At 72.4% G+C, this 26,655-nt stretch carries 24 protein-coding genes and 1 pseudogene; 16 read left to right on the top strand and 9 right to left on the bottom strand.

Annotated elements, in window-relative coordinates; translation table 11 throughout:
• The first annotated feature begins 79 nt into the window (after positions 1 to 79).
• The 3 genes from ABZ738_RS29535 (at position 80) to ABZ738_RS29545 (ending at position 6,951) form a co-directional block, all read left to right on the top strand.
• Positions 80 to 1,690 carry a DHA2 family efflux MFS transporter permease subunit gene (locus ABZ738_RS29535; RefSeq protein WP_131053106.1) on the top strand — a complete coding sequence of 537 codons (1,611 nt, stop codon included), beginning with the start codon at positions 80 to 82 and terminating at the stop codon, positions 1,688 to 1,690.
• A 484-nt stretch (positions 1,691 to 2,174) separates the two neighbouring features.
• Positions 2,175 to 3,509 carry an AAA domain-containing protein gene (locus ABZ738_RS29540; RefSeq protein ID WP_131054712.1) on the top strand — a complete coding sequence of 445 codons (1,335 nt, stop codon included), beginning with the start codon at positions 2,175 to 2,177 and terminating at the stop codon, positions 3,507 to 3,509.
• A 190-nt stretch (positions 3,510 to 3,699) separates the two neighbouring features.
• The gene (locus ABZ738_RS29545) at positions 3,700 to 6,951 is read left to right on the top strand and encodes an AAA family ATPase (protein WP_357218559.1); all 3,252 of its coding nucleotides are present in this window, start codon (positions 3,700 to 3,702) and stop codon (positions 6,949 to 6,951) included.
• Positions 6,952 to 7,018: 67 nt separating this feature from the next.
• Here ABZ738_RS29545 and ABZ738_RS29550 read toward each other — a convergent pair whose 3' ends face one another.
• The 5 genes from ABZ738_RS29550 to ABZ738_RS29570 form a co-directional block, all read right to left on the bottom strand.
• Positions 7,019 to 7,876 (bottom strand): ABC transporter permease, encoded by an 858-nt coding sequence (locus ABZ738_RS29550; RefSeq protein ID WP_131054710.1) that lies wholly within the window; start codon positions 7,874 to 7,876, stop codon positions 7,019 to 7,021.
• Complete coding sequence (locus ABZ738_RS29555) at positions 7,873 to 8,889, bottom strand: ATP-binding cassette domain-containing protein (RefSeq protein WP_131054709.1); 1,017 nt, start codon at positions 8,887 to 8,889, stop codon at positions 7,873 to 7,875. The genes ABZ738_RS29550 and ABZ738_RS29555 overlap by 4 nt, the downstream gene beginning before the upstream one ends.
• 161 nt (positions 8,890 to 9,050) lie before the next feature.
• Positions 9,051 to 9,902, bottom strand: a complete 852-nt coding sequence (locus ABZ738_RS29560) for an aldo/keto reductase (protein ID WP_131054708.1) — start codon at positions 9,900 to 9,902, stop codon at positions 9,051 to 9,053.
• A gap of 52 nt (positions 9,903 to 9,954) precedes the next feature.
• On the bottom strand, positions 9,955 to 10,191 hold the full coding sequence (locus ABZ738_RS29565; RefSeq protein WP_176092827.1) for a Rho termination factor N-terminal domain-containing protein: 237 nt from the start codon (positions 10,189 to 10,191) through the stop codon (positions 9,955 to 9,957).
• Positions 10,188 to 11,108, bottom strand: a complete 921-nt coding sequence (locus ABZ738_RS29570) for an AAA family ATPase (RefSeq protein WP_176092828.1) — start codon at positions 11,106 to 11,108, stop codon at positions 10,188 to 10,190. Before ABZ738_RS29570 ends, ABZ738_RS29565 begins: the two co-directional genes overlap by 4 nt.
• 111 nt (positions 11,109 to 11,219) lie before the next feature.
• Between ABZ738_RS29570 and ABZ738_RS29575 the strand changes: the two genes are divergently transcribed.
• The 8 genes and pseudogenes from ABZ738_RS29575 to ABZ738_RS29610 form a co-directional block, all read left to right on the top strand.
• On the top strand, positions 11,220 to 11,732 hold the full coding sequence (locus ABZ738_RS29575) for a helix-turn-helix domain-containing protein (protein ID WP_357218566.1): 513 nt from the start codon (positions 11,220 to 11,222) through the stop codon (positions 11,730 to 11,732).
• Positions 11,733 to 11,818: 86 nt separating this feature from the next.
• The gene (locus ABZ738_RS29580) at positions 11,819 to 13,291 is read left to right on the top strand and encodes a serine hydrolase domain-containing protein (protein WP_357218569.1); all 1,473 of its coding nucleotides are present in this window, start codon (positions 11,819 to 11,821) and stop codon (positions 13,289 to 13,291) included.
• A 107-nt stretch (positions 13,292 to 13,398) separates the two neighbouring features.
• Positions 13,399 to 15,027 carry an AAA family ATPase gene (locus ABZ738_RS29585; RefSeq protein ID WP_131054251.1) on the top strand — a complete coding sequence of 543 codons (1,629 nt, stop codon included), beginning with the start codon at positions 13,399 to 13,401 and terminating at the stop codon, positions 15,025 to 15,027.
• Between the two features lie 28 nt (positions 15,028 to 15,055).
• Positions 15,056 to 15,511, top strand: a complete 456-nt coding sequence (locus tag ABZ738_RS29590; RefSeq protein WP_131054252.1) for a hypothetical protein — start codon at positions 15,056 to 15,058, stop codon at positions 15,509 to 15,511.
• Positions 15,508 to 15,723, top strand: a complete 216-nt coding sequence (locus tag ABZ738_RS29595; RefSeq protein WP_357218573.1) for a DUF2997 domain-containing protein — start codon at positions 15,508 to 15,510, stop codon at positions 15,721 to 15,723. The genes ABZ738_RS29590 and ABZ738_RS29595 overlap by 4 nt, the downstream gene beginning before the upstream one ends.
• Positions 15,707 to 16,621 (top strand): helix-hairpin-helix domain-containing protein, encoded by a 915-nt coding sequence (locus tag ABZ738_RS29600; protein WP_176092832.1) that lies wholly within the window; start codon positions 15,707 to 15,709, stop codon positions 16,619 to 16,621. Before ABZ738_RS29595 ends, ABZ738_RS29600 begins: the two co-directional genes overlap by 17 nt.
• Entirely contained in the window at positions 16,614 to 17,300 is a 687-nt protein-coding gene (locus ABZ738_RS29605) for a 4Fe-4S single cluster domain-containing protein (protein ID WP_176092833.1), read from the top strand. Before ABZ738_RS29600 ends, ABZ738_RS29605 begins: the two co-directional genes overlap by 8 nt.
• Positions 17,301 to 17,846: 546 nt before the next feature.
• Positions 17,847 to 18,917: pseudogene (locus ABZ738_RS29610) on the top strand (M28 family peptidase); the annotation flags it as partial.
• 182 nt (positions 18,918 to 19,099) lie between these two features.
• Here the strand turns inward: ABZ738_RS29610 and ABZ738_RS29615 are convergent.
• From ABZ738_RS29615 to ABZ738_RS29625, 3 genes are read right to left on the bottom strand one after another with little or no spacing between them, the layout of a single operon-like run.
• Positions 19,100 to 19,801, bottom strand: coding sequence for a hypothetical protein (locus tag ABZ738_RS29615; RefSeq protein ID WP_131054256.1), 702 nt, complete (start codon positions 19,799 to 19,801; stop codon positions 19,100 to 19,102).
• The gene (locus ABZ738_RS29620) at positions 19,798 to 20,589 is read right to left on the bottom strand and encodes an ABC transporter permease (protein ID WP_131054257.1); all 792 of its coding nucleotides are present in this window, start codon (positions 20,587 to 20,589) and stop codon (positions 19,798 to 19,800) included. The genes ABZ738_RS29615 and ABZ738_RS29620 overlap by 4 nt, the downstream gene beginning before the upstream one ends.
• The gene (locus tag ABZ738_RS29625; RefSeq protein WP_357218579.1) at positions 20,586 to 21,515 is read right to left on the bottom strand and encodes an ATP-binding cassette domain-containing protein; all 930 of its coding nucleotides are present in this window, start codon (positions 21,513 to 21,515) and stop codon (positions 20,586 to 20,588) included. The genes ABZ738_RS29620 and ABZ738_RS29625 overlap by 4 nt, the downstream gene beginning before the upstream one ends.
• Before the next feature lie 133 nt (positions 21,516 to 21,648).
• Between ABZ738_RS29625 and ABZ738_RS29630 the strand changes: the two genes are divergently transcribed.
• The 3 genes from ABZ738_RS29630 to ABZ738_RS29640 all read left to right on the top strand — a co-directional run bounded on the left by ABZ738_RS29630 (position 21,649) and on the right by ABZ738_RS29640 (position 24,247).
• Entirely contained in the window at positions 21,649 to 22,887 is a 1,239-nt protein-coding gene (locus ABZ738_RS29630; protein ID WP_131057202.1) for a histidine kinase, read from the top strand.
• Positions 22,888 to 22,979: 92 nt separating this feature from the next.
• The gene (locus tag ABZ738_RS29635; RefSeq protein ID WP_201272514.1) at positions 22,980 to 23,579 is read left to right on the top strand and encodes a response regulator transcription factor; all 600 of its coding nucleotides are present in this window, start codon (positions 22,980 to 22,982) and stop codon (positions 23,577 to 23,579) included.
• A 338-nt stretch (positions 23,580 to 23,917) separates the two neighbouring features.
• Positions 23,918 to 24,247: a hypothetical protein gene (locus ABZ738_RS29640; protein ID WP_254876737.1), complete on the top strand. Its 330-nt coding sequence runs from the start codon at positions 23,918 to 23,920 to the stop codon at positions 24,245 to 24,247.
• 76 nt (positions 24,248 to 24,323) lie between these two features.
• On the opposite strand, the gene ABZ738_RS29645 is transcribed toward ABZ738_RS29640, so the two are convergent.
• Positions 24,324 to 25,112, bottom strand: a complete 789-nt coding sequence (locus ABZ738_RS29645) for a M15 family metallopeptidase (protein WP_131055283.1) — start codon at positions 25,110 to 25,112, stop codon at positions 24,324 to 24,326.
• 303 nt (positions 25,113 to 25,415) lie between these two features.
• Here ABZ738_RS29645 and ABZ738_RS29650 point away from each other — a divergent pair, with 303 nt between their 5' ends.
• Both ABZ738_RS29650 and ABZ738_RS29655 read left to right on the top strand, forming a co-directional pair.
• Positions 25,416 to 26,045: a DUF6642 family protein gene (locus ABZ738_RS29650; protein ID WP_131055281.1), complete on the top strand. Its 630-nt coding sequence runs from the start codon at positions 25,416 to 25,418 to the stop codon at positions 26,043 to 26,045.
• 19 nt (positions 26,046 to 26,064) lie between these two features.
• A complete protein-coding gene (locus tag ABZ738_RS29655; RefSeq protein ID WP_131055279.1) occupies positions 26,065 to 26,529 on the top strand; it encodes a PPOX class F420-dependent oxidoreductase in 465 nt (154 codons plus the stop codon).
• Positions 26,530 to 26,655: the final 126 nt, after the last annotated feature.

Consider the following 26,655-nt stretch of genomic DNA (forward strand, 5'->3'; position numbering starts at 1 on the left):
ACGTCGGGCCGGTCTTCCGCCGGCACCGCGTCGGCCACCACCGCTCGTCCTACGGTCAGATCCGACAACAGGAGACTTCGTGGCACAGCAATCTGTCGCGGCACCGCAACCTGTCCCGACATCGGACAAACTCGACGCTGCGGTGCTCAAGGTGGCCGGCGTCGTCGTGCTCGGTGCGATCATGTCGATCCTCGACGTGACGGTGGTCAGCGTCGCGCTGCCGACCTTCCAGAGTGAGTTCGACGCCTCGTACGCCCGCGTCGCGTGGACGATGACCGGCTACACGCTGGCGTTGGCCACGGTCATCCCGCTCAGCGGGTGGGCGGCCGACCGATTCGGCACCAAACGCCTCTACATGATCGCGTTGGCGCTGTTCACCATCGGGTCCGGCCTCTGCGCCACGGCCGACACCATCGGGCAGCTGATCGGGTACCGGGTGCTCCAGGGGCTCGGTGGCGGCATGCTCATGCCGATCGGCATGGCGATCATGACGCGGGCTGCCGGCCCGAATCGGATCGGCCGGTTGATGGCCGTGCTCGGCATCCCGATGCTGCTCGGCCCGATCAGCGGCCCGATCCTCGGCGGCTGGCTGATCGACGTGGCGAGCTGGCACTGGATCTTCCTGATCAACCTGCCGATCGGTGTGGTCGCGCTGATCTACGCCCAGATGGCGCTGCCGAAGGACGCCGCGCAGCCCTCGCAGTCGTTCGACTTCGTCGGCATGCTGATGCTCTCGCCGGGTCTGGCCCTGTTCCTCTACGGCGTCTCCACGCTGCCCGAGACCGGCACGTTCGCCGAGCCGGAGGTCTGGGGCCCGATGCTGGTCGGCGCCGTCCTGGTGGTGGCGTTCGTGTTCTACTCCTTCAAGCCCGAACACCCGCTGCTCGACCTGCGGCTGTTCCGCAACCGCCGGTTGACCGTCGCGGCGGTGACCATGTTCGTCTTCATCATCGCGTTCATGGGCGCGGGGCTGCTCTTCCCCAGCTACTTCCTCCAGGTGCGCGGCGAGTCGACGCTGCACGCCGGTCTGCTGATGGCGCCGCAGGGCCTCGGCGCCATGGTCACCATGCCCATCGCCGGCATGCTCGCCGACAAGGTGCCGGTCGGCCGGACGGTGCCGTTCGCGCTGGTGCTGATCCTCGCCGGGTTCTTCACCTTCACCCAGCTCGACGCGGACACCTCGTACGTGCTGCTCTGCGGCTCGCTGTTCGTGATGGGCCTGGGCATGGGCGGCACGATGATGCCGATCATGACCTCGGCGTTGAAGACGCTGACCGGGCACGAGGTCGCCCGAGGGTCGACGCTGGTGAACATCCTCCAGCAGATCGGCGGTTCGGTCGGCGCGGCGGTGATGTCGGTGATCCTCACCAACGAGTTCAACAAGTCCCAGCCGATCCCCGGCCTGACCGGCCCCAACGGCGAGCCGGTCACCGAGGCCGGGTTGGCCGTCGCCGCCCAGCAGCGGCCGGAACTCGCCGAACAATTGCCCGATCCGTCGATCATCGAGCGTGGTCTCGACTTCGCCGCCAACTCCTTCGCGACCACGTTCTGGGTCGCGTTCGCCCTGGTGGCGGCGACGTTCATCCCGGCCGCGTTCCTGCCCCGGCGGCGGGAACGGTCGCACCTGCTGGACGACCAGCCGGGTGAGCAGCCCGGCGAGGCGCCCCGGGCCCCGGTCATCGTGCACTGAACGCACCAGGTCACCGCTGACGATTCGAGACCACTGGCACGGCGTACGGCCACCCCGATTCGGGGTGGCCGTACCCGTGTCCGCGTCGCGCTGCGCCTGTGTCCGCGCGCTGCGCAAGATCGCGCTCGATCCGGGATCGAGTGGTCTCGTCGCGCTCGCGAAGCCACTCGATCCTGGATCGAGCACGATCTCGGCTGGTCAACGCGTCGGATGCGGCAGGTCGGGACGCCCTTACGGCGGCGCCGACCTACCATGGCCGGCGGCGGGCGGCGGATCGGCACGGCGAGCGCCGGTGCGCACGGTGGTCGGGTACAGCGCGCGGCGACGGTCGGGTGCGGCGGTCGGGTGTGGCGCGGTGAGAGCGGTGCGTGCGGCGGTCGGGTGTGGCGCGATGAGTATGAGTGGGTGCGGTGGTGGGGTGCGGCGTACCGGGTGGTGGTGCGTACGGCGGTAGGGTCGCGGGACGCCGAATGGGGGTGGGGAGATGCTGCCGCAGCTGACGGTGCCGCCGGGTACGGAGGCGGAGCGGGTGATCACGACGGTGCTGTCCGACCTGCGGTCCGGCGAGCACCGGGGCGTGGTGGTCGACTCTCCACCCGGGGCGGGCAAGTCCACGCTGGTGGTGCGGGCCGCCGTCGAGCTGGCCGGCACCGGTGAGCCGTTGATGATCATCGCGCAGACCAACGAGCAGGTCGACGACCTGATCGACCGGCTCGCCCGGAAGGCACCCGAGCTGCGGATCGGTCGGCTCTCCGCCGGGGACTACCGGCCGTCGGAACGGGTGGGCTCGCACGACCAGGTCCGGGTCGCCGCGAAGGTCACCGACCTCGCCGCCTCGGCCGTGGTCATCGGTACGGCCGCAAAGTGGGCCACGGTCGCCGAGGGCTCGTGGCCCTGGGCGATCGTGGACGAGGCGTACCAGATGCGCTCGGACGCGTTGCTGCGCGTGGCCGGCAGGTTCGAACGGGCGCTGTTCGTCGGCGATCCCGGTCAGCTCGACCCGTTCTCCACGGTGGAGACCGGCCGGTGGGCGGGTTTGACCTGGGATCCGATGCAGTCGGCGGTGGCTGTGCTGCTGCGGCACAACCCGCAGTTGCCGGTGCACCGGCTGCCGGTGTCGTGGCGGCTGCCCGCCTCGGCCGCCCCGGTCGTGTCGCGGGCGTTCTACCCTTTCACCGAGTTCCGTGCCGGCACGGTCTCGACCCAGCGGGCGCTGCACTTCACCGAGACGGGGCCGGGGGACGCCCTCGACCGGGCGGTGGAGCTGGCCGCCACCGACGGATGGGCGCTCTACGAACTGCCGGCCCGGCACACCCTGCGGACCGACGCCGAAGCCGCCGCCGCGTGCGCCGCGCTCGCCATCCGGGTGCTGCGGCGTGGGGCGGTCGCGATCTGCGAGCAGTCGCCCGGCGGCGCGCCGGTGACGGCGGAGCGGATCGCCGTCGGTGCCGCGCACCGTGACCAGGTCGCGGTGATCCGGTCGCTGCTCGGCGAGGAGGGAGCGGGCATCACGGTGGACACCGCCAACCGGCTCCAGGGGCGCGAGTACGACATGACGATCGTGCTGCACCCGCTCTCCGGCCGCCGTGACGCGACCGCCTTCCACCTGGAGTCGGGGCGGCTCTGCGTGCTGGCGTCGCGGCACCGGCAGGCCTGCGTGGTGGTGGCCCGTGCGGGTATCGGCGAGCTGCTGGACGCCCATCCGTCGACCGAGGCGCCGCAGTTGGACGTGCCGGTGAAGTTCCCCGACGGTTGGGAGGCCAACCAGGCTGTCCTCGCCCACCTGGCGGCGCTCGGCCCGGTCGGCCCGGACAGGTGACCCGGCGCGCCCCGGCCCGGTGGCCGCTCGCGCACGCCGTCACCGACGCCTCGTGCACCGAGGGCCGGCGCACCGACGCCTCGTGCACCGAGGGCCGGCGCACCGACGGTCTGCGCACCGACGTGGGTCAGCCCAGCGTCGTCGCCGATCGGTGCGGGTCTGTCGGTGGTGTCGGATACCGTCGGGTGCCATGAGGGCGCGGCCCAGCGGCGTGATGATCGGACGGGACCATCCCGCCGGTCTGTTGCGCGCCGAGGTCGACCGGGCCGCTGCCAGTCACGGCGGGCTGGTCCTGGTCACCGGCGAGCCGGGGATCGGCAAGACCACCCTGGTGACGTCCGCCGCCGACGAGGCACGCCGGCAGGGTGCGCTGGTGCTCGGTGCGGCCTGCTGGGATTCCGCCAGCGCGCCCGGTTACTGGCCCTGGGTGCAGGTGCTGCGCGGTCTGCGCCGCTCGCCGGAGGACTGGGCGGTGGCCCGCGAGTCGGCCGAGCCGGCGTTGCGGCTGCTGCTCGGTGAGGTGGATCCGACGTCGAGGTCGCACGGTCCGTCGTTGATGACCCCGGCCACGGCCAGTGGCGACGGGCTGCTGCCGACGACGGTCGGGCCCGGTGACGGTGACGCGGCCGAGCGTGAGGCGTTCGCGCTCTACGACTCGGTCACCGCCGCCCTGGTCGCGGTCTCCCAGCGTCGGCCGGTGCTGGTGGTCCTGGACGACCTGCACTGGGCCGACGCGGCGTCGGTGCGGCTGCTGCGGTTCGCCGCCCAGCACACCTGGTTCGAGCGGTTGCTGCTGGTCGGCACGTACCGGGACGCGGAGGTGGAGGCGGAGGACCATCCGCTGCGACCGCTGCTGATGTCGCTGGTGGCCAAGGGCACCCCGATCACTCTCACCGGCCTGTCCCGGGACGAGGTCGGCGCGTTGATGACCCGCACCGCCGGCCGGGAACCGGATCCGCACTGCGTCGACGACGTGCACCGGCGCACCGGCGGCAATCCGTTCTTCGTGGAGCAGACCGCCCGGCTGTGGCACTCCGACGGGCAACTGGCCGGCATCCCGCCCGGCGTACGCGAGGTGGTGCGCCGACGGCTCGACCGGTTGCCCGCCGAGGTGGTCGACGTGCTGACCGTCGCCGCGGTCCTCGGGCGGGAGTTCCACGCGGCTGTCCTGGCGGCGAGTGCCGGTCGGCCACCGGCCCGGCTCGACGCCCTGCTGGACGTGGCGGTGGCCGCACGGCTGGTGCTCTCCGGCGGCGACGGCCGGTACACCTTCGCGCACGACCTGGTCCGCGAGACGTTGTACGACGGTCTCGCCGACGGTGAGCGCCGGCTGCGGCACGCCGCCGTCGTCCGCGCCGTCGACGAGCACGCCGCGCTCGCCGAGTGGCTGATCCCGGCCGACCTGGCCCGGCACGCGTGGCTCGCCGACGCGCACCTGGAGGCGTACCGTCGCGCGGAACTGCTGCTCGCCGCCGCGCGGGACGCCGCCTGCCGGTTGGCGTTGGAGGAGTCGGCCGTGCACCTGCGGCGGGCGGCGACGGTGGCGACGGACCCGTCCCAACGCATCAAGATCATGATTGAGTTGGCCGACCGCCTCTTCCACACCGGGGGTCGGGACGAGGCCGACCAGATCCTTGCCGACACCGCCGCCCTGGCGCTGACCACCGACGAGCCGGCCCTGCTGGCCCGGTTCGCCCTCAACGTGCACCGGCACTGCCAGACCAATCCCCGGATCGCCGTCGACGCCGAGGGCCTGGTCCGTGAGGCGTACCGCCGGCTCGTCGGCGAGCCCGCCGACGTGGCCCCGGTCCGCCGGTTGGAAGCCGACCTGATCACCGCCACCGAAGCCCTCGCCCGGCGGGTGCACGACGACGACGCGCTCGCCTTCAGCCTCTGGGCCCGCCACGACGCCACCTGGGGGCCGGGCACCGCAGCCGACCGGGTCGCGCTGACCGCCGAGATCCGGGAGGTGGCCCGGCGGGGTGGCGACCAGGAGACCGAGTTGTGGGCCACCTCGCTGCGGTGGGTGGCGTTGCTCGAACTCGGCGATCCCCGCTACCAGGACGAGCTGACCGCGTTCGTGACGACCGCCCGACAGACCGGCAGACCGCGCCACCAGATGGCGGCGGCCATCGACGGTGGCATCACCAGCGCCTTCCGGGGCGACTTCGCCGAGGCCGACACCTGCTTCTTCGAGCTGGGTGACCTCGACGAGTGGGAGCACGCCGACCACAGCTTCCTCGGCCACCACCTGCGCTGGTCGTACCTCATGCTGCGGGGCGAGTTCGACGCGGCGGACGAGATGGTCGACGGGCTGAACGACGGCGAGCACCCGCACCGGGTGCTGCTGCGGGGCATCACCGCCGCCGAACGCGGCGACCACCGCACCGCCACCCGGATCAGTGCCGAACTCGACGCCGCCGGAGCCACGTACACCGGTCCGGTCGCCCCGCTCTGGCTGCGACTGCGCGCGCAGGCCACGGTCGCCGACCCGGGGCGGTGCGCGGAGGCGCGACAGGCGCTGCTGCCGTACCAGGGGCAGTGGCTGGTCTCGTTGTTCGGATGCGACCTCAGCGGCCCGGTGGACCACTGGCTGGGCGTGATCGACGCCGCCGACCGGCGGTGGGACGACGCGGTCACCCGGTTCACCGCCGCCCGCGACGCCGCCGACCGGATGGGTTCCCGGCCGTGGTCCCTCTTCGTCCGGGTGGCGCTCGTGGACGCCCTCCGCGCCCGGGGCCGTCCGGGGGACGCCGCCACCGCCGACGCGATCCGGGTGACGGCCCGGGACGAGGCTCGTGAACTCGACCTGCCGCAGGTGCTCGCCCGGCTCGCCGAGGACACTCCGGGCGGTCGGTCCACACCGGCTCCGACCGGCCCGGTCCCCACGTCACCGGCGTACGAGTTCCGCCGCGAGGGGGCGGTCTGGCGACTCACCTATCAGGGCGCGACCGTGCACCTGCCGGACGCCAAGGGGCTGCACGACCTGCGGCTGCTGTTGGGACGGCCCGGTGTCGACGTGCCCGCCGTCGAGCTGCTCGACCCGGCCGCCGGCCCGGAGCTGGCGGCGGCCCGGCGGATGGGCGGCGACGATCTGCTCGACGAGGAGGCGAGGAACCGCTACCGGCAGCACCTGATCCGCCTCGACGACGAGATCGACCGGGCGGCCGGCCGTGGCGACACGCCGAAGGTGGCCGCGCTGGACGCCGAGCGTGGTGCGTTGATCGCGCAGTTGCGGTCGGCCGCCGGGCTGGCCGGGCGGACCCGCCGACTGGGTGACGAGGCGGAGCGGGCCCGCAAGACGGTCACGGCCAGGATCAGGGACACGCTGCGCCGTCTCGACGAACGGCATCCGCCGCTGGCGGAGCACCTGCGCGGGACCGTCTCCACCGGTGCCGCCTGCCGCTATCTGCCCGCCGCGCCGGTGTCCTGGCGGTTGTGACCGGCCGGCTCCGGGCAGCACCCTCCTGGTCGGGGGCGCTGCCCGGAGCCGGTCCGGCGGTCGAGGGTCAGCGGCGGTTGTAGCGGTACATGGTGAGGCTGCCGAAGACCGCCACGAACAGCACGCTCCAGCCGAGGGTCCACAGCATGGCCGACGTGTCCGACGTACCGGCCATCGCGGCGCGTACCGAGGACACCAGGTGGGTGATCGGGTTGGCCTTGACGAACGCCTGGAGCCAGCCGGGCATGGTGGAGGGGTCGACGAAGACGTTGCTCAGGAAGGTCAGCGGGAACAGCACCATCATGCTGACGCCCATCACCGACTTCTCGTTTCGCATGATCAGCCCGAACAGCGTCCAGACCCAGGAGAACGCGAACGAGAAGACCACCAGCAGGCCGATCCCGGCCAGCACCCCGAGCAGACCGCCGTCGGGACGGAAGCCGAGCACCAGCCCCAGGGTGAGGATCACCGTGGCGGCGAGGACGTAGCGCAGCACGTCCCCGAAGATCATGCCGACCAGGGCGGCGGGCCGCCACACCGGCAGCGTGCGGAACCGGTCGAAGATGCCCTTCTCGATGTCGGTGTTCAGCCCGACGGCGGTGTACATGGTGATCATCACGACGCTGGTCACCATGATTCCCGGCAGGAAGAACTGCAGGTAGTCACGCGGATCGCCGGCGAGCGCGCCGCCGAACAGGTACGTGAACATCAGCACCATGATGATCGGGAACATGGTGACGTCGAAGAGCTGCTCCGGTACGTGCTTGATCTTCAGCATGGCGCGCCAGCTGAAGGTCAGTGACGCCGCGAGCGGGCTCGGGCGCGGCGGGCGCGCCGCCGGTGCGAGCACCGTCGCCAACGCCTCCGAGGAGGGTACGAAGACCGACGGTGCCGGGCCGGTCGAGGTGGCGGTGTCGCTGCTCATCGGGCTGCCTCCAGCGCGTCGTCGCGCTCGCCGGCGGTCGGCTCGGCGGGACGGTCGGTCAGGGCCAGGAAGACCTCGTCCAGGCTCGGCTGGCCGAGTGAGAAGTCGTCCACCACGATGCCGGCGCGGGTCAGCTCGCCCAGCCCCCGGGCGGCCTGTGCGCTGGCGTCGAGATCGCTGCCGGCCTCACCGACCCGCGCGGTGATCGCCACCGGGTCGGCGTCCAGTTGCACCGCCACGCCGAGCACGCTCTCCAGCAACCGTTGCGCCTCGGGGCGCTGGTCCGCGTCCCGCAACCGCAGGTGCACCGTGCCGGATCCGACCGAGGACTTGAGTTCGCCCGGGGTGCCCTCCGCGATCACCCGGCCGTGATCGATCACCGCGATCCGTCCGGCCAACTGGTCGGCCTCGTCCAGGTACTGCGTGGTCAGCAGCACCGTCGTGCCGTGTGCCACCACCGCGCGGACGATCTCCCACACCTGGTTGCGGCTGCGTGGGTCGAGCCCGGTCGTGGGCTCGTCGAGGAAGAGCAGATCCGGGGTGCTGAGGATGCTCGCCGCGATGTCGATGCGTCGGCGCATGCCGCCGGAGTACTTCTTGACCTGTCGTCCGGCCGCCTCGGTCAACCCGAACGCGGCCAGCAACTGCGCGGCCCGTTCCCGCGCGGCGGGCTTGCGCAGGCCGAGCAGCCGGCCCAGCAGGACCAGGTTCTCGGTGCCGGTCAGGTCCTCGTCCACCGAGGCGTACTGGCCGGTCAGGCTGACCCGGGCGCGGACCTCTTCGGCCTCGGTGACCACGTCGTGCCCGAAGACACGGGCCCGACCACCGTCCGGACGCAGCAACGTCGCCAGGATCCGTACCGCGGTGGTCTTCCCGGCGCCGTTCGGCCCGAGTACCCCGTACACGGCACCTGCGGGCACCTGGAGGTCGAGTCCGGCGAGCGCCCGCGTCTCACCGAACGACCGGGTCAGGCCCTCGGCCTCGATGGCGAGGCCGGTGGTGCGTCTGTTCATGATCTCGGTGTTTCCTTCCGTTCGTCCCGTCGCCGTCCGCCTGCTACAACGACGTCGTCGTGATGGAGGCGCGAGACGACGGACAGCCGCCGCTAGATCGGATCTAGCGGCGGCCGTGGTGCGCCGGTTCGCCGGGGGTGGGGGCCCACCGCCCCGGGGGATCAGGCCGGAATGTAGTCGAAGGTGTCCGGGTGGGCACCCTGCCGACCGGCCTCGCCCCGGCCCAGCAGCGTGATCCGTTCCATGGTGGCGTCGTCGAGCGTGAAGTCGAAGATGCCGATGTTCTCCTCGATCCGCTTCGGGGTGGTCGACTTGGGGAAGATCACGTCGCCCCGCTGTACGTGCCAGCGCAGCACCACCTGGGCCGGTGTCCGGCCGACCTGCTCGGCGATGTCGGCGATGGTCGGGTCACCGAGCACTGCGCCCTGGGCGATCGGCGACCACGCCTGGGTGACGATGCCGTTCCTGGCGCCGTACTCGCGTACCTCGTCGTTCGGGAAGTACGGGTGCGCCTCGATCTGGTTGACCGCCGGCACCACCTCGGTCTCGGCGGCCAGCCGCTCCAGGTGCGGCACCTGGAAGTTGGAGACGCCGATCGACTTCGCCCGGCCGTCGGCGCGGAACTCCTCCAGCACCTTCCAGGTGGAGACGAAGTCGCCGTCGTAGCGGGTCGGCAGCGGCCAGTGGATGAGGAAGAGGTCGACGTAGTCGGTCCGCAGCGCGTCGAGCGTCGCCTGGAACGCGGTGCGGGCGTCGTCGGGGCGGTGGCAGGCGTTGCTCAGCTTGCTCGTGATGAAGACGTCCTCCCGGGCCACCCCGGCCGTGCGTACGCCCTGGCCGACCTCGGCCTCGTTGCCGTACATCTCGGCGGTGTCGACGTGCCGGTAGCCGACGTCCAGCGCGGTGCGTACCGCCTCGGTGGTGTCCTTCGGGGCGATCTGGAACACCCCGAAGCCCAGTTGCGGGATCGGGTTGCCGTCGTTGAGGGGAATGTCCGGAATCGTGCTCGTCATGGGGGTCGACATACCCGCTGACCGGCCCCTTCTCACGCACTCGTGGCGGCCGTCAGAGGCGGCGCAGGGCGGTGGAGTCCAGCCGGTAGCCGATGGTGGCGTCCACGATCCGCTCGACCAGGTCGGCCTTGCGCAGTCCGCCGAGGCCGCGCAGCCCGACCTGCGCGGCCAGCTCCCGCAGCTCGCGTGTCGACCGCTCCGACAGGTACGCCGTACCGTCGGCGCGGCTGGTCATGGCCGCCAGCCGGGCGGCCACCGGCGCCGGGTCGGCGGCCTCCGTCGCCCTCACGCCGGTTGCAGGTGGTCGAGGAACTCGGTGGCGAGCTGGCGCAGCTCCGCGCGGACGGCGGGCACGGTGACCCGGTCGCGCAGCACCACCGGCACCCCGCGCGGGGTGTTCGTGGCGTAGAGGGTGACGTTCTCCCGCAGCGCCGTCGGGAAGACCGGCAGCCCCAGGTTGCGGACCTGGTCCATGTAGCCCTGGTGGGTGGCGATCGGCCGCTGCGCGAGCAACTGGATCATCGTGAAGACCACGCCGGCCACGCCGGGGGCGACCTTCTGGTGTCGGCGTACGGTGGCGAACCGTCGGGCGTCGGCGTTGTACTGCTCGACCAGCTCCCGCACGTTGCCGTGCAGGTAGTCGATGCCGAGGGTGGACAGGTAGTCGGCCTTGGCCGGGATCACCAGATGGTCGCTGGCGATGATGGCGGACTGGGTGACCACGTTGAAGTTCGGCGGACAGTCGATCAACACCATGTCGTACGGCTCCAGCCCGTCGGCGAGCAGCCCCTCGGCGAGCGAGCCGCGGACCCGGAACAGCTCGGCGTCGTACTCCTCGCCACCGGCGACGCTGCGGGCCAGTGCCAGGTCGATGTCGACGAGTTGCAGATGCGAGGCGATCAGGTCGAGTCGGCCCGCTCCGGAGAGCCGGGTGTTCGCCGGACCGGGGGAGACCACCAGGTCACCGAGAGTGATGGCGGTGTCGCCCTCGCGCAGGCCGTCGTACCACCGCTTGATGGTCCGGGAGTCGCGTAACCGCTCCCGCCAGTCGTCCGGATCGTAGAAGCCGAAGGTCAGGCTGGCCTGCGGGTCGAGGTCGATGAGCAGCACCTTCATGCCTCGGTTGGCCAGTTCGGCCCCGAGGTTGGCGGTCACGGTGGTCTTGCCGACCCCACCCTTGTAGTTGATAACGGACACCACGTACATCGACGTACCTCCCCAGACCTGGGAACGGTAGTCGGCCACCCTGGGTGAATTCGATCATCCGCGCGACTTTTCCGTGTAGCACGTAACTACGTATGTTCGTATTATTGAGTCATGGCGGATGTGGAGGAGCGGCTGGCGGCGCTGGAAGCGCAGGTCGCGGCACTTGTCGAGCGGCTCGGTGTGACGACCGGGCCGGTCACCCCGGAGGCCCCGGCGGAGGGCGTCTTCTGGGCCCTCGACGGGCTCAAGCAGCGCCTGCCCGCCGAGAGCGCGGGCGCCGTGCTCTACACCGGCACCGTCCGGGTCGCCGGGAGGTCCTACGACTGGCAGTACGGCCGAGAGGTGGACGACCTGCTGGCCGGCGACTGGGCCGAGCTGCCCGGCATCCTCTCCGCCCTGGGCCACCCGGTGCGGCTGCGCCTGCTGCGGGAGATCCTCACCGGCCGGCAGGGCACCGCCGAGCTGGCCGACATCGAGGAGCTCGGCACCACCGGCCAGCTGCACCACCACCTGCGCCAGCTCACCGCGGCGGGCTGGTTGCACAGCACCGGGCGCGGCCGGTACGCCGTCCCCGCCGAACGGGTGGTGCCGCTGCTGGCCATCCTCACCGCCGCCCGCCGTTGACCACCCCGACCGACCCCGACCCCGACCGTTGACCACCCCGACCGGTGGGTAGATCACCGGCCACCCCGCACGGAAGGACCACCCCTATGCGTAAGCCGACCGCCGTCGCGCTGGTCGTCGGGATCGTCGCGGGCCTCGCCGGCCTCGCCGCCCATCCCCGGGAACCCCGGCTGACCGCCTCGACCACCGGTGACGCCGACGTCGCCGCCTCGGCCCGCGCCGCCGTGGCCGACCCGGACGGATATCGCGGCCTCGCCGTCGCGCTGATCGACGACGGCCGGGTCCGCACCGCCGGCCTCGGCGACCGTGACCGGCACGGCGCGCCGGTCGAATCCGGCACCCCGTTCGAGATCGGCTCGGTGACGAAGGTGCTCACCGGCATGCTGCTGGCCCGGCAGGCCGAGACCGGGGCGGTGCGGCCCGAGGACACCCTCGGCACCGTCTGGCCGGCGGTCGAGGGCCCGGTCCGCGAGGTCACCCTCGCCGAGCTGGCCAGCCACCGGTCCGGCCTGCCCCGGATCGACCTCGGATCGGTGGGCGCCTGGGTCCGGGTGCTCCGGGCCAACGTCGCCGCCGGTAACCCGTACGCCGGCCTGGACGTCGACCGGGTGCGGGACACCGCCGACGCGTACGCGCCCGGCGACGACCGGGGTCGGGTCGGCTACTCGAACCTCGGTTCGGCGGTGCTCGGGCAGGCCCTCGCCGCCGACGCCGGACTCGCCTTCCCCGAGCTGCTCGACCGGGAGCTGCTGACTCCGCTCGGCATGACCGCGACCGTCCACGCCACCGATTCCGGTGCGCTGCCGGACGAGCGCGCGCAGGGCGCCCGTGGCAACGGACGCGTCGCGGACCCGTGGACCGGCAGCGGGTACGCCCCCGCCGGCATCGGCTACTGGTCCACCGTCGAGGACCTGGCCCGACTGGTCACCGCCACCACCGCCGGCACCGCACCCGGCGCCGACGCCCGTGACCCGCGCTTCGACGACGACGACCGCACCCGCATCGGGTACGGCTGGTTCACCACCCGCTACGACGACCAGGAGATCACCTGGCACAACGGCGGCACCGGCGGCTTCCGCTCGTACGTCGGCTTCGACCGGGCCACCGGGCGCGGGGTGGTGGTGCTCGGCAACACCGACAAGGCAGTGGAGCCGATCGGGCTGCGGCTGCTCGGCGTACCGCCGGACCAGGCCGGAGAGCCCGCACCGGCGCTGCCGGTCTGGGCCGGTGCGGGCATCGCCCTGGTGTTCACCGTCATCGGCGGGCTGTCGCTGCTCGGCGTCGCGTACCGCCCGACGCTGGACCGGTTGACCGTGCTCTCCGCCGGGGCCTGGGCGGTGGCCTACCCCGCGCTGGGGCGTCAGCTCGGCGACTGGTCGGCGGTGCCCGGCTGGCTCTGGGCGGTCGGTCCGGCGCTGAGTGCCGCCGGGCTGGCGCTGGTCGCGCACCGCTGGCGTGATCTGCCGACGAACCGGGCCACCGTGCCGTGGCGGCGGGTCGTGGTGACGGTCGCCTCGCTGGTCGGGGCGGTGGTGGCAGTGGTCGTCGTGCTCGGCTGAGCATGGCCGGCGGTCGATGCGCAGCTCGGCGGTGTTCGGTCGCGCCGCTTCGAGCTTGATCAAAGCTGTTAAAGTCCGCCCAGTCCAGGCCGGCTGGGGAGGCGAGGATGGCACTGTCGTTCCGGGATGCGTTGTCGCAGATGCTCAAGGCGCGGTTCCCGATCCTGTACATCGAGTCCGCCGAGGAACAGCGCGCGGTCGCCGAGGTCGCGGCTGTGGCCCACGACGCCGTGCTGGTGCGTACCCCGCGTGCGGTGTGGACCTGGTCGCTGACCACCGGTCTGGTGCAGCCGGACGGCGTCTGGCGGACCGGCACCACCGAGCCGGCCGACGCCCTGGACGCCGTACTGCGGATCGACCAGCCGAGTGTGGTGATTTTCAAGGATCTGCACACCTCGCACGGCGACGGCGAGCGGCCCGGTAACGCCGGGGTGGTCCGCCGGCTGCGGGACGTGGCGGCGGCGTTCAAGTCCGGCGCGATGCCGCGCACCCTGATCCTGGTCTCGCCGGTGCTGCGCATCCCGGTCGAGTTGGAGAAGGACGTCACGATCGTCGACTTCCCGCTGCCCAGCGAGACGGAGATCCGGCAGGTGCTGGAGGCGATCATCCACGCCAACTCCGCCGACGGCCGGATCCAGATAGCCCTCGACGAGTTGGGGCGCGAGCGGTTCGCCAAGGCCGCCCTCGGGCTGACCCTGCACGAGGCGGAGAACGCCTTCGCCCGGGCGATGGTCAACGACGGCGTGCTGGACGGTCGCGACCTCGACGTGGTGCACGAGGAGAAGCGACAGACCGTCCGCAAGTCCGGGCTGCTGGAGTTCGTCGAGGCGGACGTGAACCTCGCCGACGTCGGCGGTCTGGAGAACCTCAAGCGGTGGCTGGCCAAGCGGGACGGCTCCTGGCTGGCCGAGGCGGCGGCGTACGGCCTGCCCGCACCCCGGGGCGTCCTGATCACCGGCGTGCCCGGGTGCGGTAAGTCGTTGACCGCGAAGGCGATCGCGGCGGCCTGGGAGCTGCCGTTGCTGCGGCTGGACGTGGGCCGGGTCTTCGCCGGGCTGGTGGGCAGCAGCGAGCAGAACATGCGCACCGCCATCCGCACCGCCGAGGCGACCGCACCCTGCGTGCTCTGGGTGGACGAGATCGAGAAGGGCTTCGCCGGGGGTGGCGGCGACTCCGGCACCTCCACCCGGGTCTTCGGGTCCTTCCTCACCTGGATGCAGGAGAAGAACCGACCCGTCTTCGTCATCGCCACCGCCAACGACATCGAGAAACTGCCGCCGGAGCTGCTCCGCAAGGGACGCTTCGACGAGATCTTCTTCGTCGACCTGCCGACCCGGGCCGAACGGGCCGCCATCTGGCGGGTCCACCTCGCCCGGCGGCTGCGTAACCCGGCCGTGGCCGGTGGGCTCGCGCTCGACGAGACGCTGCTCGCCGAGCTTGCCGATCTCAGCGAGGGCTACTCCGGCGCCGAGATCGAGCAGGCGGTCATCGCCGGGCTCTTCGACGCGTTCGGCGAACGCCGTCCGCTGCGCCGCGACGACCTGGCCCAGGCGGTGGTCGGCATGGTTCCGCTCAGCGTCACCCAGGCCGAACGGATCGACGCCATCCGCGCCTGGGCCGACGCCCGCGCGGTGGCGGCCACCGCCGCCGAGGACTGGGACAGCGGCGCGTCCGTCGACCGGAGTGCCCGGCACGCCACGCCGACCCAACGTGGTGGACGGGCGGTCGAGTTCTGATGACCGAGTTGACCGGAAGGAGCCCGCGGTGAGTATCTCGCTCGTGCTGCTACCCCTCGCCGTCGCCGCGGTGGCCGCCGCCCACGGCGTCACCTCCCGTTCCGAACAGGAGGGCCGGATCGTCTGCGAGGTGCAGACCCGGATGCGGGACGAGAACCTGCTCGCCGCCGCGTTGCACGACACCGCCGCCGTGGTCGCCGTCGCGCCGGATTCGATCACCGCGGACTGGGCCGGTGTCCGGGCGAGCTTCCAGCGCGACGAGGCCGGCATCTGGTCGGCGCACTTCACCGGCGACATCGACGAGCCGAGGGCCGTGGAGGTGGTCCGCGCGGTCGACGTCGCGTACGGCCGGCAGGTCCAGCGGGCGGTGTTGGACCGGCTGCGGCAGCAGGCACCGGCCGCCGGGCTGCGGCTGGAGTCAGAGCAGGTCACCGACGACGACGCGGTCCGCCTGGTCTTCGCCGTGCAGGGAGCCCGCTCGTGACCGCCGAGCAGCCACGACTCGTGGTCACCGTGAGCAGCGAGGGCGTGGTCAGCGCCGAGACCCGGGGCATCCTGGGCGACCGGTGCCTGGACTACGTCGCGGTGCTGGAGGACCTGTTGGTCGCCCGGACGGTCAGCAGCGCCTACACCGCCGACCATGCCCGAACCCGGGACGTCGTACGACAGGAGGACCGAGATGTCGACCGCGCCTGACCCGGCCTGGACGCAGCAGGGCGTACCGGCGGCGCGAGCGGCGAACCCGGCCGCGAGTTGGAAGTGGCGCGTGCTGCACAGTTGGTGGCTGCTGCTGCCGATCGTCGGCATGAGCTGCCTCGGCGGCTTCGGGTTCCTCTTTGTCGGGCTGAAGGCGCGGCGGGCGGCGTGGTGGGTCTCCGGCATTGCCTACCTGGTGCTCGGCTGGACCGCCTTCATCCTGGTCGGCGAACTGGGCGAGACGGTCACCGACTGGGCCGTCGGGGGCGTCCTGGCGATCTGGATGACCAGCATCGTGCACGCGCTTGTGATCAATCCGTCCTGGCTGCGCTGGCGGGCGGGCTACCGCCCCTGGTACGCCGAGCCCGGTGGCCCGTACCCGCCCGTCGCGCTGGCCCCACCGCCCGGTGCGCCCGGCACGTCGTACCCGCCCCAGACCGGCTGGACCCCACCGCCCAGCCAGGCGTTTCCGCCCACCACGGCGTACCCGCCGGTCACCGGCGCCCAGCCGCCGGCCTACCCGCCGGCCCCGCTGTCGTCGGACTTCCCGCCGCCCCTGCCGGACTATCCGTCGGCGTTGTCCGAGCACCCGCCGCCGTTGCCGAGCCAGCAGTCGGGGGCGACGACCGTCGACCATGGTGGCGCGCCTGGCTCGCTCGACGTCAACTCCGCCCGGTGGGAGGAGTTCGCGGTGCTGCCCGGCTTCGACCCGGGCCGGGCGCGGCAGGTCGTCGACGCGCGGGACCGCCGGGGCGGGTTCGGCGGGCTCGCCGAGTTCACCGCCGCCGCGAATCTGGCCCCGCACGAGTACGCCCGGCTGCGTGACCGCCTCACCTGCACGCCGCCGGGCGGCCACCGGCCGGGATATCCGCCGTCCGGTCGCGTCCTGGATGTCTGAGGGCGGTCCGGCCCCGCGACGCGCGGCGACGACCGTCGCGCTGGCCCGCTTCCTGGCCGCCACCCGGGCCGAAGGTCCGGGGCTGCGCACCGCCGTCTGGGTCCAGGGCTGCGCGGTGCGCTGCGTCGGCTGCTTCAACCCGCACCTGTGGAGCTTCCGGGGCGGCGACGAGGTAGACCCGGCCGACCTGGTGCGGCGCGTGCTCGACGCACCGACCGAGGGGCTGACCCTGCTCGGCGGGGAGCCCTTCGACCAGGCGGCCGCGCTCGCCGAGGTGGCCGCCGGGGTACGCGACGCGGGTCGCTCGGTGATGACCTTCAGCGGCTACACGTACGCGCGACTGCGCGCGGCGGCCGGTGCCGGTCGGGACGACGTCGCCGCCCTGCTGGCCGCGACCGACCTGCTGGTCGCCGGGCCCTTCGAGGCCGACCGGATCGACCGGCGGCGACCCTGGGTGGGCTCCACCAACCAGGAGTTCGTGCTGCTCAGCAACACTTTTCCGAATCTGCTCGACGAGGTGTCGGGCAGCCCGGACCGGGTGGAGATCACTGTGGACACCAGCGGGCGGATCGCGGTGAACGGGTGGGCCGAGGCGGACGCCCTCGACGAGCTGCTGGCCTCGGTGAGCCGTCCGCAGCCGACGCGACACGGCGTGATCGGCTGGCCCGAACGGACCTGACGGCGGCCTGAGGTGGCCGAACAGTCCCGTTGCCGTGGTCATCGATGTGTATCAGGATGGCCGCAGCATCCGGCACACGGGGGTCGGGAGTCGGATATCCGAAGAGGAAGGACGTGGCACATCGTGGTGCCTTTCTCCGGCAGGAGGGTGATCGCCGCCATCGCGGCGGGCACCCTGGTGGGCACGGTGGCGCTGGTAGGACCGGCGACGGCGAGCCCGAACAACAACACGGTCAAGAAGCTCACCAAGGCGGTGACGGTCAAGGGCGTCATCACACACCTCGACCGGTTCCAGGCCATCGCCGACGCCAACGACGGCACCCGTGCCTCCGGTACGCCGGGCTACGACGCGAGCGCCGACTACGTGGCGAAGCTGCTCAAGAAGGCCGGCTACCAGGTCACCCGCCAGCAGTTCGACTTCGCTTTCTATGAGGAGTTCGGCTCCTCGTTCGCCCAGGTGGCGCCGAACGCGACCGACTACGCCGAGGGCGTCGACTACGAGCTGATGGACTACTCCGGCGACGGGGTGGGCCAGGGCCAGGTCGTCGCGGTGGACCTCAGCCTGACGCCGCCGCGCGCCTCCACGTCCGGCTGCGAGGCCAGCGACTTCGCCACCGTCGACGTGGTCGGCAAGATCGCTCTGATGCAGCGCGGCACCTGCGGGTTCGGCGACAAGGTGGCCAACGCCGAGGCCGCCGGCGCGGTCGGCGCGATCGTGATGAACCAGGGCAACGGTACGCCGGAGGCCAACCCGGACCGCTACGACCTGTTCGCCGGCACCCTCGGTGCACCGGTCGGCATCCCGGCCGTCAGCGTCTCGTACGACGCCGGGGCGCAGTTCGCGGCGACGGCGGGTCTGGTCCTGCGGATCGAGGCCGACACCACCTCGGAGGTCCGCAGCACCGAGAACGTCTTCGCGCAGACCCGGCACGGCCGCACCGACAACGTCGTCATGGCCGGCGCGCACCTCGACTCGGACCCGGCCGGGCCGGGCTACAACGACAACGGCACCGGCAGCGCCGCGCTGCTGGAGGTGGCCCTCCAGATGGCGAAGGTCAAGCCGGCCAACGCGGTCCGGTTCGCCTGGTGGGGCGCGGAGGAGGCGGGCCTGGTCGGCTCGCAGTACTACGTGGACAGCCTGACCGAGCAGCAGGTCGGCGACATCGCCCTCTACCTCAACTTCGACATGATCGGGTCGCCGAACTACGTGTTCGGGGTCTACGACGGTGACGACTCGGCGCAGCAGGGTGCCGGACCGGGGCCGGAGGGGTCGGCACAGATCGAGCAGGTGTTCGAGAGGTTCTTCGCCTCCCGCAAGCTGCCGACCGTGCCGTCGGACTTCACCGGTCGCTCGGACTACGGCGCGTTCATCGCCGTCGACATCCCGGCCGGTGGCCTGTTCACCGGCGCGGAGGGCATCAAGACGGCCGAGGAGGCCGCCCTCTTCGGCGGGCTGGCGGGGGAGGCGTACGACCCCTGCTACCACCAGGCGTGCGACAGCCTGACGCCGGTCGCCGACGGTGCCGACCCGGCGTTGTACCGCGCCCTGAACAAGAAGTACAAGCTCCGGGGCAACGTCAACGTGCACGCGCTGGACGTCAACTCCGACGCGATCGCCGCCTCGGTGATCACGTTCGCGTACGACACCTCGGCCGTGAACGGTGTGCCGGGCAAGACGCCCGGCAAGGGGAAGGGCAAGGGCAAGGGGCACGGCCCCAAGCACGGACACCACCACCATGGGCACTCCTGGCGGTGACGCCGACCGGGCCGGGCTCCTCCGTGGGGCCCGGCCCGCACCGCTCACTGCCCGGGCATGGCCGAGCGGGTCAGCCGCCAGTGCTGCCGTCCGCCCTCGTCCCGGACGACCACGCCGTAGCGGGCCAGTTCGGTCCGCAGCTCGCCGGCCTCTTTGCCCCGGTCGTCGTCCATCGCCTTCTGCCGGGCTTTCAGCAGCGCGTCCGCGCCCGGCGGCAGGCCGGGCAACTCGGGCACCCAGAGCCGGTACGCGGCCCGGTGCGGGTCATCGTCCGCCCAGGGCCAGCCGTGCTCCCGGAACGCCCCGGCCAGGTCGGCGCCCGAAAGGTCGGAGCGCTGCCGGAGGAGTTCCTCGTCGTCCGCGCCGAGCAGCACCAGCTCCTTGCCGTCGCGGTAAGCCACCTGGACGTCCCGCCGTGCGAACTCCCGCTCCTTGCCGCCGCGCCGTACGCGTACCCGGTCCACCGCCACCTCGACGACGACCTGATCGGCGGCCCCGAGAGCACCGAACACCAGCCCGGCCAGGACGCCGACCGCCACCCCGGCCGCCAGAGCCTGCTGGTCGGGCATGCGGTCGACCATGCGGAACAGCCCCTGCGCGGGGGCCCAGGACAGGCCGGCCACCCAGCCCGCCCCGGCCGCCAGCACCGCCCCCACGGCACCGCCCGCCAGCGGGAACCCGACCCAGAGCACCAGCGTCTCCAGCCGACCCCCGCTGACCACGGTCGGCCTGCCGTACGCCGTCACGCCACCTCCCGACGCGTCGTCCGCACCAACCCGACGACCATGGGTAGGACCAGCCACACCAGCAGGGAGACCGCGAGCCGTGCCCACTGCCCGGCGGTCACCTCCGGGGTGAACAGCGGCCCCATGGTGCGCCCGGTGTCCAACCACTCGGCGCTGCGGTTCAGCGGCCGGATCAGCCCGCCGAGGATCATCCAGACGTTCGGCAGCACCAGGTAGGAGACGATGGCCAGCGGCGTGTGCAGGAACAACAGGCCGAAGGCGGCGCCCATCAGCACACAGGACACCTGGAACACGACGGCGTGCAGGACCAACGCACCCTCGATTCGCCAGGTCCCGGCGCCGCCGGTGGCGTCGGCGATCAGGTTCGCCACGGCCGCCACGGCGAGACTGACCACCACCGACGCCAGGGCGGCCAGCACCACCGCGACGAGTTTGGCGATGATCACCCGGCCTCGGCGGGGTACCAGGGCGAAGGTGGTCAACGCGGTCCGCTGCGACCACTCGCTGGTGATCGAGAGGATGCCCAGCACCGGCAGCAGCAACCCGATCGGCAGCAGCGACGGGATGAAGAAGTCGACGAAGGTCTGCTCGGCGTCCTCCGCGTACACCAGTTGGATGGTGGCGATCAGGGCGGCGATCAGCGCGATGGTGATCAACAGCCAGCGTCCGGCCCGGGTGTCGACGAGCTTGCGCAGCTCCACCCGGGTCAGCCGGGTCAGTGACGGTGCCCGCTCGGCCGCCCGGCTGGCCGGCCGGGTGTCCTCGGGGGCGACGGTGGTGGTGGTCATCGGACGGGCTCCCTGGTCGGCTCGGTGGCGCTGGTCCCGGCGGTCTGTGATCCGCCGGTCGCGGTGAGGGTGAGGAAGAGCTGCTCCAGGCCGCCGCTCCCGGCCGGGCGCAGCTCGGTCAGGGCGACGCCGGCTGCCAGCGCGGCCTCGCCGACCGCGTCGGTGTCGGCGCGGACCACCAGCCCGTCGGTGCCCTCGCTGATCGGCAGGCCGGCGCGTTCCAGCGCGGTCCGCAGTGCGCCCCGGTCGCGGGCGCGCACCAGCGTGCCGCCGTCGGCCAGCAACTCCTCCTTGTCGCCCTGCGCCACGACCCGGCCGCCCCCGATCACCACCAGCCGGTCCGCCACCGCCTCGACCTCACGCAGCAGGTGGGAGGAGAGCAGCACGGTGCCGCCCCGGTCGGCGAAGTCGCGCAGCAGGCCGCGCATCCAGAAGATCCCCTCCGGGTCGAGGCCGTTGGCCGGCTCGTCCAGGACCAGCACCCGGGGGTCGCCCAGCAGCGCGTGCGCGAGGCCGAGCCGCTGACGCATCCCCAGCGAGTACGCGCCCACCCGCCGCCGGGCCGCGACCGCGTTCAGGCCCACCCGGTCGAGCACCTCTCCCACCGCGCGCCGGTCCACGCCCATCGTGGCCGCCGCCACCGCCAGTGCCTCCCGGCCGCTGCGTCCGGCGTGCTGGGCGGAGGCGTCCAGCAGGACACCGACGACGCGACCCGGGTTGGGCAGTCGGCGGTAGGGGTGCCCGGCGACGGTGGCGGTGCCGGAGGTCGGTGTGCTCAGCCCGCAGAGCATCCGCATCGTGGTCGACTTGCCGGCCCCGTTGGGCCCGAGGAAGCCGGTGACCGTGCCCGGTTCGCAGCGGAACGACACGTCATCGACGGCGGTGTGCCGTCCGTACCGTTTGGTGAGCTGGTCTACGACAATCATGCCGATCAGGCTGCCGGGGCCACCCGGCTGTCCGCAGCGGCCGCCGGTCGACACCGGCTAGACCAAGGTCGACCCCGAAGGACCGACTTTGGTCGCTGGCCGGAGCCCTCGACGACTGCCTACCATGACGTCTGTGACCAGCCCTGTCGTCCCCGAGCACCCGTGGCTGCTGCCCGGGGCGCTCGGTGCGGCCGACCGTAGCCCCCGTCGCACCATGCGGGACTGGCTGATCGACAGCACCTGCTTCCTGCTCTCGCTCGGCTGGGTGGTGCTGACCACGTTCGACGCCCTCGCACCGGCCCCGATCGTCGCCGAGCGGCTGCCGTACGGCTGGATGATCGTCGCGGACGCGGTCGTCGGGCTGGCCTGCACGGTGGCGCTCTGGTGGCGTCGTCGCTGGCCGCTCGGGCTTCTGCTGGTGACGTTGCCGCTGACCATGCTCTCGGTCACCTCGATCGCGGCGCTGCTGATCATCTACTTCACCGTGGTGGTGCATCTGCGGACCGCCGTGGCGTTGGCGGTCACCGCGGCCGCGCTGGTCTGCAACATGTTCTTCGCCCTGTTCCGCCCCGACCCGCAGAGCAGCTACTGGGCCGCGACCATCTGGGGCGTGGTGATCACCCTGCTGGTGATGGCCTGGGCGATGTTCGTACGGGCGCGTCGGCAACTGGTGCTGTCGCTGCGGGAGCGCGCCGAGCGGGCGGAGGCCGAGCAGCAGCTCCGGGTGGCCCAGGCCCAGCAGGTGGAGCGCACCCGGATCGCCCGCGAGATGCACGACGTGCTGGCCCACCGGATCTCCCTGCTCAGCCTGCACGCCGGTGCGCTGGAGTTCCGGCCCGACGCCAGCCCGGAGGAGGTCTCGCGGGCCGCCGGGGTGATCCGGGGCAGCGCGCACGCCGCCTTGCAGGACCTGCGTGAGGTGATCGGCGTCCTGCGGGCCGACACGTCGCTCACCGCCGAGCCGGAACGCCCGCAACCCACCCTCGACGACCTGCCCGCGCTGGTCGCCGAGTCCCGGGCCGCCGGTACCCGGGTGGACCTGCGGGACCGGGTCAGCGACCCGGAGCGGCTGCCCGCCGGTCTGGGGCGCAGCGTCTACCGGATCGTGCAGGAGGGGCTGACCAACGCCCGCAAGCACGCCGGGGGTGCGGCCGTGACGGTCGGGCTCAGCGGGGCGCCCGGCGACGGGCTGGCCGTGGAGATCCGCAACCGGTGGCCGGTGGGCGACGCCGTGCCGTCGATCCCGGGTACCGGAACCGGGCTGATCGGGGTCGCCGAGCGGGTCACCCTGGCGGGTGGGCGGTTGGAGCACGGCCGTGACGACAGCGGCGACTTCCGGCTCGCCGCCTGGCTGCCCTGGCCGGCGTCGTGACCGGACCCGAGCAGGCGCCGCCGGTGGCGGACCCGCAGCCGATCCGGGTCCTGATCGTGGACGACGACGCGCTGGTGCGCGCCGGGCTGTCGATGATCCTCGGCGGTACGCCCGACCTGGAGGTGGTCGGGGAGGCGGCCGACGGCGGCGAGGTGGTCCAGGCGGTCGCCACCTGCCGGCCGGACGTGGTGCTGATGGACATCCGGATGCCGAGGGTGGACGGGCTGGCGGCCACCGAGGCGCTGCGGGCGCTGCCCCGACCGCCGGAGGTGCTCGTGCTGACCACCTTCGACGCCGACGAGCACGTCCTGCGGGCGCTGCGGGCCGGTGCCGGCGGATTCCTGCTCAAGGACACCCCGCCGGCCCAGATCGTGCAGGCGGTACGCCGGGTGGCGGCCGGGGAGGCGACCCTGTCACCGACGGTCACCCGGACCCTCATCACGCACGTCACGGTGGGCACCGCGAGCGATCCCCGACAGGAGCGGGCCACCCGGCTGCTCGGCGGTCTCACCGACCGGGAACGCGCGGTGGCGATGGCCATCGGTCAGGGGCGGACGAACGCCGAGATCGCCAGCGAGCTGTTCATGAGCGTCGCCACCGTCAAGGCGTACGTCTCGCGGCTGTTGACCCGGCTCGGTCTGAACAACCGGGTGCAGGTCGCGCTCCTCGTGCACGACGCCGGGCTGGTCTGACCGGGGCCGGCGGCGACGGTCGGCACTCTCGGTTAACGGTGCGCCGAGCTGGTTTGAACTTTCCCGCTCGCCAGGCCGTATCAATGGGCGAGGTGCGGTGCTCAGGCGCATCGCCACCGAACTGCGGGAGGCCTGCCGTGCGAGTTGATGGTCAGTCGACGGATCCCATCGATCAGATTCTGGGCGAGTTGCCGGTCCCGACGCCGTTGACCCCCGAGGATGTCCGCGTAGCGGTCCGGGCGGTAGTAGTGCACGCGGCGGAGGAATGGCCCACCGGGCCACTCTGCCGCAACGACGGCGCGAGGTTCCCCTGCCGGCTGCATCGCTGGGGTCGGAAGGTGCTGCTCGACCACGGGCTCAACGAACGACAGCTCGATGCCCTCATCCGGCACGGGAATCCGTTCGTCCACGTACCGTTCCCGTTCCTGGTGAACGGGCCGCAACAGGGCCGCACTCCGGTCGCCCGCCCGGCCGGTGCCGAGCGGTCCGCCGGTCACCCGATGCGTGCGGGCGCGGCCGGATATCCGCCGAGGACGAACCCGGCCGGTTACCCGGCCCGGGGTCCGGTGCCGAGGGTGGCAGCGCCGGCCGCCCGGGCCGGTGTCCGAACCCCCGGCCGGCCGGTGGCACCCCCCGCCACCGCGCCGCGCTGGCCGCGGGCGAGCTGAGCGGGCTCGTCCGCCGACACGACGCCGGCCCGGGCGTACGGGCATCCCCCCGCCCAGCCCGGGCCGGCGTCGCGACTCAGCGGTAGCCGGGTGCGATCCCGCAGTCGGGTGCCGCCCAGTACGTGTTGTTCGTGCTGTTGTCGCGGTTGTTCTCGCGGCGTGAGTCCACGTGCACGTGCGAGTTGTGGCCACTCACCCCGGGGCCGATGATGCCGCTGAAGCCGTGGTTGCGCGCGGCGCGAGCGATCTGGCACAGCGAGCGGTTGTCGGAGACGAGGTCGGCCGCGTTGCCGTAGAGGTGCTGGCTGTTCGAGGCACCACCCACCTGGCTGTTGCAGGTGCGGCTGCGGAATCCGCTGGTCACCTCCAGCGGCTGGTCGCCGAGGCTCTTGCGCAGCGCCTCCAGCTTCCACATCGTGCGCAGGGCGTTCTGCCGGGTCTGCGCGGTGGTCAGCGGACCACCGGTCCAGCCGCCCCGGCCACAGCCGTCGTCCATCTCGTTCCAGGTGAAGTGGCGCGGGGTGCAGTCGTTGTCCTGGATCTGGTACAGCTTCGCGAAGGTCTGCTGGCCGGCGACCCCGTCGGACCGCAGTCCGTACGCGGACTGGAAACGGCGTACGGCGGCAGCGGTCTTCGGGCCGTACTGGCCGTCGAGCTCCACCACGTTGTTGTTGCCCGCCCAACCGGCGATCCGCAGTTGCAGCTCGCGGACGTCGCTGCCCGAGCTGCCCCGGGACAGCGTGCGGTTCCAGGTGTAGCAGCCGTCGGCATGGGCCGGCGGCGCGGCGACCGCCGAGGCGATCGCGGCACCTGGCACGGCCAGGGCGAGGGCGAGGACAGCCCGCTTCATCAGGTGTGCGCGCACAGAGAGTCCTCCTGCTAGGAGAGCGAATGGGGTGGCATTCCGGGACGTGGACCGCCGTCCCGTGAATCCACACTCGCACCTCGACGGCCGGTTGGTGACGGTTAACGCGAATTCCTCTCGGGATGACCTGTGATTGTCGGTTGGCCCGGAATTAATCCGATTCCACGGAATCGGGCATTCACCCTGGCCATGCCGCAAAGGCGCGTGGCGGTACGGAAAGTCGCAGGTGACCGCAGGACGGGTGATGTCGCCGGGCCGAGGTGGCCCGGTAACCTCAGCGCGGGCGACGACGGGGAGGCGGGCGTGGCACGCGGAGGCATCTTCTGCGTCGAGGGCCAGTGGCACCGGGACCTCAACGAGCGGGGATCGGTGCTGCCCACCCTCGAACTGCTCGAACGGCTGGGCAAGGTCCGCTTCATCCACAAGGACGCGGCCACCCGGGACGAGCTGTTCTACTTCGTCGACCGCTGGCTGCTCAAGCAGTACGCCGACCACCGGCTCGGCTTCTTCGCCATGCACGGCGAGCCGAACCGGCTGTGCCTGACCGACTGGCAGTCGGTCGAGCTGACCGAGGTGGCGGAGTTGATGGCCGGGCGCTGCGAGGGGCGTCGGCTCTACTTCGGCAGTTGTTCGGTCCTGCGCGCCCCCGAGTCGGTGCTGCGGGAGTTCCTCGAGGTGACCGGCGCGGCGTTGATCTGCGGCTTCACCCGCGAGGTGGACTGGGTCGAGTCGGCGGCGTTCGAGACCGTGCTGCTCGACGTACTCGCCAACGGTCGGCGGCACAACGCCGCCGAGCTGCGGATGGGCTCGGCGCACTGGGCGCCGCTCGCCTCCTACCTCGGCTTTCGGGTGATCTACGCCAACGGCCGCGCCTGGCGACCCTCGGCGCGTCCCCGGGTGCCCCGCCAGTCGTCCGTGGGCCGGATCGGCTGACGACTGGTACAAACGAACGATGCCACGCACGATCGCTCGTAACACCCGCGTCGACCGCGACGACCTGCTCGCCTTCGTCCGCCCCCGGCACCGGGTGGTGCTGATGACCACCCGTCCGGACGGTCGGCCGCAGTCCTCGCCGGTCAGCGCCGGGGTGGACGCCGACGGCCGACTGGTGATCTCCACCTATCCGGAACGCGCGAAAGTCTCCAACATCCGCCGCGACCCCCGGGTGTCGGCGTGTGTGCTCTCCGACGACTGGAACGGACCCTGGGTGCAGCTCGACGGCACCGCCGAGGTCCTCGACCTGCCCGACGCCCTGGAGCCGCTGGTGGAGTACTTCCGCAGCATCTCCGGGGAACACCCGGACTGGGACGACTACCGGGCGGCGATGGTGCGGCAGGGCAAGTCGCTGATCCGGGTGACCATCACCTCGTGGGGCCCGGTCGCCACCGGCGGTTTCCCGGCCCGACTGGCCGACTGACGACGGGCGGGGGGGGGGGGGGGGCCCGCCCCCCCCCCCCCCCCGGGGGGGGGGGGGGGGGGGGGGGGGGGGGGGGGGGGGCGGCGGGCAGGGCAGAGTGAAACACGCACCCCGCCCCCCCGAGGG

The sequence above is a fragment of the Micromonospora sp. NPDC047793 genome, assembly GCF_040642635.1.
In the GTDB taxonomy this organism is placed as follows: Bacteria; Actinomycetota; Actinomycetes; order Mycobacteriales; family Micromonosporaceae; genus Micromonospora.